Here is a 5,198-nt window from a genome sequence, read left to right as displayed (position 1 = left end):
GCCTCGGCGCGTCGGCGCTCGTCAACGTTGCGGAAGTACACGGTGACGCCGTCCGGAGCCGGGAACAGTCGGATTTCGAAACAACCCCCGAGGGGCGCGAAATAACCCTCGGACTCGGCCGGGATCTGCGTCCGCAGCGCCTGCCGGAACAGCTTTTCGAACGGGGAGCCGACCGTTTCGGGCACCACGTCCGCTAGGTGCCTGCCCACCAGTTCGGCGGCACTGCGGCCGAGAAGCCGGCTCATGACCGCGTTGACGAAGACGAACCTGCCGTCGTTGTCGTGAACGGCGACGGCGTCACTGACATGCCGCAGGGCGCGTCCGACCTGCTCGCGGTCGGCCCGAAGCCCGGTCGTGTCGACGCATACCCCGGTGAGTCGGGTAACCTGACCGGCCGCGTCGGTGATGGCCCGACCGCGCCCCTGAAGCCAGACGAAGGTGCCGTCCGGGCGTATCACCCGGTACTCCTCGAGGATGAAGCCACCGGTCGCCAGTGCCATGGCCATCCGGGCCTGCAGGTTTGCCACGTCGCCGGGGTGGACGAGGGCTAGGAACTCCTCCAGCGTCCCGCCAAAGGAGCCCAGGTCGATGCCGTGCAGCTCGGCGGCGCGCCGGTCCCACCGCAGCGTTCCGTCGACGATATCCCACTCCCAGATGCCGACCTGCGCGGCGTCCAGCGCGAGCAGTAGGTGATCGAGAGCGTCGGCGTCCGTGGACGATCGCGCGTCACAGGTGGCTGACCGGCCGGAGCCGTTGGCTGTGCGGTCGCCGGCTGTGCAGTCTGGGGTCGCGCGGTCGCCTGACCTGCGCACGGGGACCAGGTGGTCGCGTGGAAGGTCGTGGCTGGTCCGCCCAGGATCGGACGGCGGTGTCGACACGGCTCGACAGTCAACCACGAGACCTCGGATGCGCATCAGCAAAGGGAACGGAACAGGCCAGTATCTTGCCAGAATGTTACAGCTTGCTACCACATCCCCAGTGCTTCTCATCACGGTCGCGGATGTGTTCGACCGCCGGATCGTGGGTTCCGGCGGGCGGCCGCCTGACCCGGTCAGCCCGCAGCGGTCCCGCCGACGACCCCGGCATCGACCAGCTTCGCCACCTCCTCCGGTGTGAAACCCCAGCCGGTGAGCACCTCGGAGGTCTGCTCGCCGGGCAGTGGCGGCACGGCGCCGAGTTCCGCCGGCGTACGGCTGAAGCGCGGTGCCGGCGCGGGCTGCACCACACCGTCGCGCTCGATGAAGGTGCCACGCTCCGCGAGGTGCGGATGTCGCGGAGCCTCGGTGAACGACAGCACCGGTGCGACACAGGAGTCGGTGGCCAGCAGCAGGTCGGCCCACTCGTCGCGGGTCCGGGTGCGGAACACCGCGGCGAAGCGCTCCTTGAGTGCCGGCCAGTGCGTCGGGTCGTCCCGCGAGGGCAGTTCGTCCGCGGACAGGCCCAGAAGGTTGATCAGCTCGTTGTAGAACGGGCCTTCCAGCGCGCCGACCGCGACATACCTGCCATCGGCGGTTTCGTACACCTCGTAGTAGGGGGCGCCGGTGTCGGCGAAGTTCGTGCCGGGTTCGTCGCGCCAGCGTCCCTGCGCAAGCAGGCCGTGAAAAAGTGTGGTGAGCAGCGCGGTGCCGTCCACCATGGCCGCGTCCACGACCTGCCCGTGCCCGGAGGCGCGTGCCTCCAGCAGAGCGCAGACCACGCCGAAGGCGAGCAGCATCCCACCGCCGCCGAAGTCGCCGACAAGGCTGAGCGGCGGTACCGGTCGCTCCCCGTGCCGCCGGAAGTTGTTCAGGGCACCGGCGAGCGCGATATAGGTGATGTCATGGCCGGCGGTGTGGGCGAGTGGGCCGTCCTGTCCCCAGCCGGTCATCCGGGCGTAGACCAGCCGGGGGTTGCGGGCCAGGCAGACCTCGGGCCCGAGGCCCAGTCGTTCCATGACGCCGGGCCGGAACCCCTCGACCAGCACGTCCGCGGTCGCGAGCAGCGTGAGCAGCGTCTCGATCCCGGCGGGGTTCTTCAGGTCGAGGGCAACCGACCGCCGGCCGCGGTCCATGGCATATCTGCGGGGATCGGCGGCCTGCCGGCTCTTCTCGTAGTCGCCGCCGGCGGTGGCTCGTCTGAGTCGATCCACTCGGACGACGTCCGCGCCCATGTCGGCGAGCAGCATCGCCCCGAACGGAGCCGGGCCCAGACCGGCCATCTCCAGCACCCGCACGCCTGCAAGCGGACCGGTCATGGGTGTCTCCTCGTTACGATGGCCCTGTTTTATGGATGACTAATCTGAATGATAGAGATATATGGTATCGCCGGTCCCACAACGACACCGACGACGGGGACACAGGAGGCGCAATGACCAGCGGACCGGGTGATGTCGAGCCGGGTGATGTCGAGCCGGGTGGCCGTGAACCGGGTGGCGTCGGACCGGACGGCGCCGACAGGCCGGTCGTCGTGAGTTGGCCACGCCCGTCGATCGCCCAGGTCACCCTGGCCCGGCCTGAGCGGCTCAACGCCCTCACCTTCGACATGGTCGGACGGCTGTCCGACACGTTCACGCAGCTCGGGGCGGACGAGCGGGCGAGAGTGATCGTACTCACCGGGGCCGGCCGCGCCTTCTGCGCCGGGCTGGACCTCGCCGGCCACGTCCAGAGCAAAATGGCGCGATCTCGGGGGCCGGCCGAGCGGCTGCGTGGGCAGGAGCGCTTCGCCGCGATGGTACGGGCGATCCGCACGATTCCCCAGCCGGTGGTCGCCGCGGTCAACGGCGCCGCGGCCGGTGCCGGGATGGCCCTGGCGCTCGCCGCGGACGTGCGGCTGGCCGCCGCGTCGGCCCGCTTCCACGTCGCCGCTGTCAAGATCGGATTGTCCGCGGGGGAGTGTGGTATCAGTTACCATCTGCCCCGCTGTGTCGGTTCGTCGCGTGCCTTCGAGATCATGCTGACCGGCCGCCCCGTGGACGCGGCCGAGGCCGATCGTATCGGTCTTGTTTCCCAGGTGGTCGACGACGCGGACCTGCTCGACCGCGCGCTGGACACCGCCGGGGCCATCTGCGCCAACAGCCCCTTCGCCGTGGCGATGACCAAGAAAATCATGTGGGCCAACCTTGAGGCGGGGTTCGACTCGGCAATCGAGCTGGAGAACCGGACCCAGATCCTGGCCTCCATGACGGCCGACTCGGCAGAGGCCATGCGCGCGTTCGTGGACAAGCGAACGCCGACCTTCACTGGAGAGTGATGCGGTGGACTACCAGCAGATCCTGTACGCGGTCGAGGAGAACGTCGCGACCATCACCCTCAACCGTCCCGAGCAGCGCAACACCGTCACCTACCGGGTCCTCGACGAACTGATCGACGCTTTCACCCGGGTCGGCGCGGACGATGACGTGCGGGCGGTCGTGGTCACCGGAAGCAGCGGGCGCTTCTTCTCGGCCGGCACCGACCTGTCCAGCGGTGACGGGTACGACGCCTCGTCGACGAAATTCAAGCCACTGCGTGGCGGGACCAGGGATGTCGGTGGGGAGTTGTCCCTGCTGATCTACGACCTACCCAAACCGGTGATCGCCGCGGTGAACGGGACCGCGGTCGGGATCGGCATCACCATGATCCTCCCGATGGATGTGCGTATCGCCGCGGACGACGCCCGCTTCGGGCTGCCCTTCACCCGGCGGGGCATCGTCCCGGAGTCGTGTGCGAGTTTCTTCCTGCCGCGGATCGTCGGGATCTCACGGGCGGTCGAATGGGCCGTTACCGGGCGGATCTTCCCCGCCGCCGAGGCGTTGGACGCCGGTCTCGTCCACCAGCTCGTGCCCGCGGCTGACGTGCTGCCCCGGGCGCGGGAGATCGCCATTGAGATCGCTCGAAACACCTCGGCGGTGTCGGTGGCGCTCACCCGACAGCTGATGTGGAAGCTCCTCGACGCGGACCATCCCGTCGAGGCGAACCGGCTGGAGTCCCAAGCTCTGCTCGCGCTCGGCCAGCTGGCCGACGTCGGTGAGGGAGTGGCGGCGTTCCGGGAGAAGCGGCCGCCCGCCTTCACCCTGCGCACCAACCGTGACCTGCCCACCTTCTATCCGTGGTGGACGACCCCGCCCTTCGATGGTCCTCCTGTGGCCAAGGAGGACGCCGAACCGGAGCCGTGACGGACCCGCATGGCGCACACCACACCGCCGATGTTGCGGTGGTCCTCAGGGGTCCTCCCGGAGGAAATACTGTCGAAGGCGTGCAGGCTCATGACCGTTTGTATCCCCCGTGTCGTCGTCACTGCCCCTGCGGTTCTCGGTGACGGTGTTGCCGGGCGCCGACGCCCATGCCGATGCCCATGCCGATGCCCATGCCGACGCCGCCGGCCATGCCGATGCCGACGGTCATCCGGCTGAGACCGGCGGGCGGCAGCGGATCGCCGCCTATGGCCTCTGCCGGGACGGCGACGGACGCGTTCTGCTGGTGCGGGCCGCGCCGAGCACGCACCTGGCCGGCCAGTGGTTCCTGCCCGGCGGCGGGCTCGGCTTCGGTGAGGACCCCGAGGACGGCCTGGCCCGTGAGTTCGTCGAGGAGACCGGCCTGACGGTGCGGGCCGCCGCGCTGCGCGCCGTCCTGTCCGACGTCTCGGTGCTGCCCAGCCGGGTACGGGTGCACACGATCCGGATGATCTATCGTGTCTCGCTGTTCGACGGCGAACCCCGCCCGGAGGTCGCGGGCTCCACCGATGACGTCCGCTGGGTGTCGTCGGACCTGCTGGCGACCCTGCCCGTGGCGGACTACGCCCGGCGCGCGTTGTCCGCCTTCGCCTGAGGCTGTCACTGCGGACAGGTGCGGTCGTAGGTGCCCGTGGGTGGCGTCCAGCGCACGGCGTAGGCCGATCTTCGCGCGCCGGTCCAGCACGGAGATGACCATCGTGGTGCCCACGCCCACGCCCACGCCACCGACGAGCAGCGCCACCCCGCCCCACCGGTAATCCTCACCTCAGAGCCGAATGATGTGGATCTCATGCTGCTCCACCAGCACCAGAATCACATCCTTGAGAGGCGGCTGAGCCAGGGACGGGGGACGGGCCGGGGACCGGGATCGACTGAGGTTTCGCCGCGGCCACGACTACGGCCGCTACGACTACACGACTACGGCCGCCACGACTACGGATGCGGACGCCGGACCGGCTCGGTCGGCTCGCGCAGGCGGGCGGGTAGGTAGGCGGCGCCGGGACCTTTA

The 5,198-nt window shown here is 69.5% G+C and carries 5 protein-coding genes and 1 pseudogene; 3 read left to right on the top strand and 3 right to left on the bottom strand.

Annotated features, from left to right (window positions below; all coding sequences use genetic code 11):
- Nucleotides 1-878, bottom strand: an 878-nt coding sequence (locus U9980_RS21630) for a PAS domain-containing protein (protein ID WP_322769598.1), incomplete at its 3' end; no start/stop codon positions are given.
- A 173-nt stretch (nt 879-1,051) separates the two neighbouring features.
- Nucleotides 1,052-2,233 carry a CaiB/BaiF CoA-transferase family protein gene (locus U9980_RS21625; protein WP_322769597.1) on the bottom strand — a complete coding sequence of 394 codons (1,182 nt, stop codon included), beginning with the start codon at nt 2,231-2,233 and terminating at the stop codon, nt 1,052-1,054.
- A 113-nt stretch (nt 2,234-2,346) separates the two neighbouring features.
- On the opposite strand from U9980_RS21625, the gene U9980_RS21620 reads away from it, so the two are divergent.
- From U9980_RS21620 to U9980_RS21610, 3 genes are all read left to right on the top strand, one after another.
- Nucleotides 2,347-3,228 carry an enoyl-CoA hydratase/isomerase family protein gene (locus U9980_RS21620; RefSeq protein ID WP_322769596.1) on the top strand — a complete coding sequence of 294 codons (882 nt, stop codon included), beginning with the start codon at nt 2,347-2,349 and terminating at the stop codon, nt 3,226-3,228.
- A gap of 4 nt (nt 3,229-3,232) precedes the next feature.
- Complete coding sequence (locus tag U9980_RS21615; protein ID WP_322755111.1) at nt 3,233-4,132, top strand: enoyl-CoA hydratase-related protein; 900 nt, start codon at nt 3,233-3,235, stop codon at nt 4,130-4,132.
- A gap of 139 nt (nt 4,133-4,271) precedes the next feature.
- Nucleotides 4,272-4,784 carry an NUDIX hydrolase gene (locus tag U9980_RS21610; protein WP_322769595.1) on the top strand — a complete coding sequence of 171 codons (513 nt, stop codon included), beginning with the start codon at nt 4,272-4,274 and terminating at the stop codon, nt 4,782-4,784.
- Nucleotides 4,785-4,808: 24 nt separating this feature from the next.
- Here U9980_RS21610 and U9980_RS28695 read toward each other — a convergent pair.
- Nucleotides 4,809-4,937, bottom strand: a pseudogene (locus tag U9980_RS28695) (ABC transporter permease); the annotation flags it as partial.
- Nucleotides 4,938-5,198 lie beyond the last annotated feature (261 nt).

Origin of the sequence: Protofrankia sp. Cr1, from assembly GCF_963555865.1 — a bacterium.
Classification (GTDB): domain Bacteria; phylum Actinomycetota; class Actinomycetes; order Frankiales; family Frankiaceae; genus Protofrankia.
This window is presented reverse-complemented; position numbering and strand designations above follow the sequence as displayed.

Excerpts from the sequence above, each read along its gene's own strand:
- U9980_RS21625 (WP_322769597.1), bottom strand. The coding sequence starts at position 2,233 with ATGACCGGTCCGCTTGCAGGCGTGCGGGTGCTGGAGATGGCCGGTCTG.
- U9980_RS21620 (WP_322769596.1), top strand. The coding sequence starts at position 2,347 with ATGACCAGCGGACCGGGTGATGTCGAGCCGGGTGATGTCGAGCCGGGT.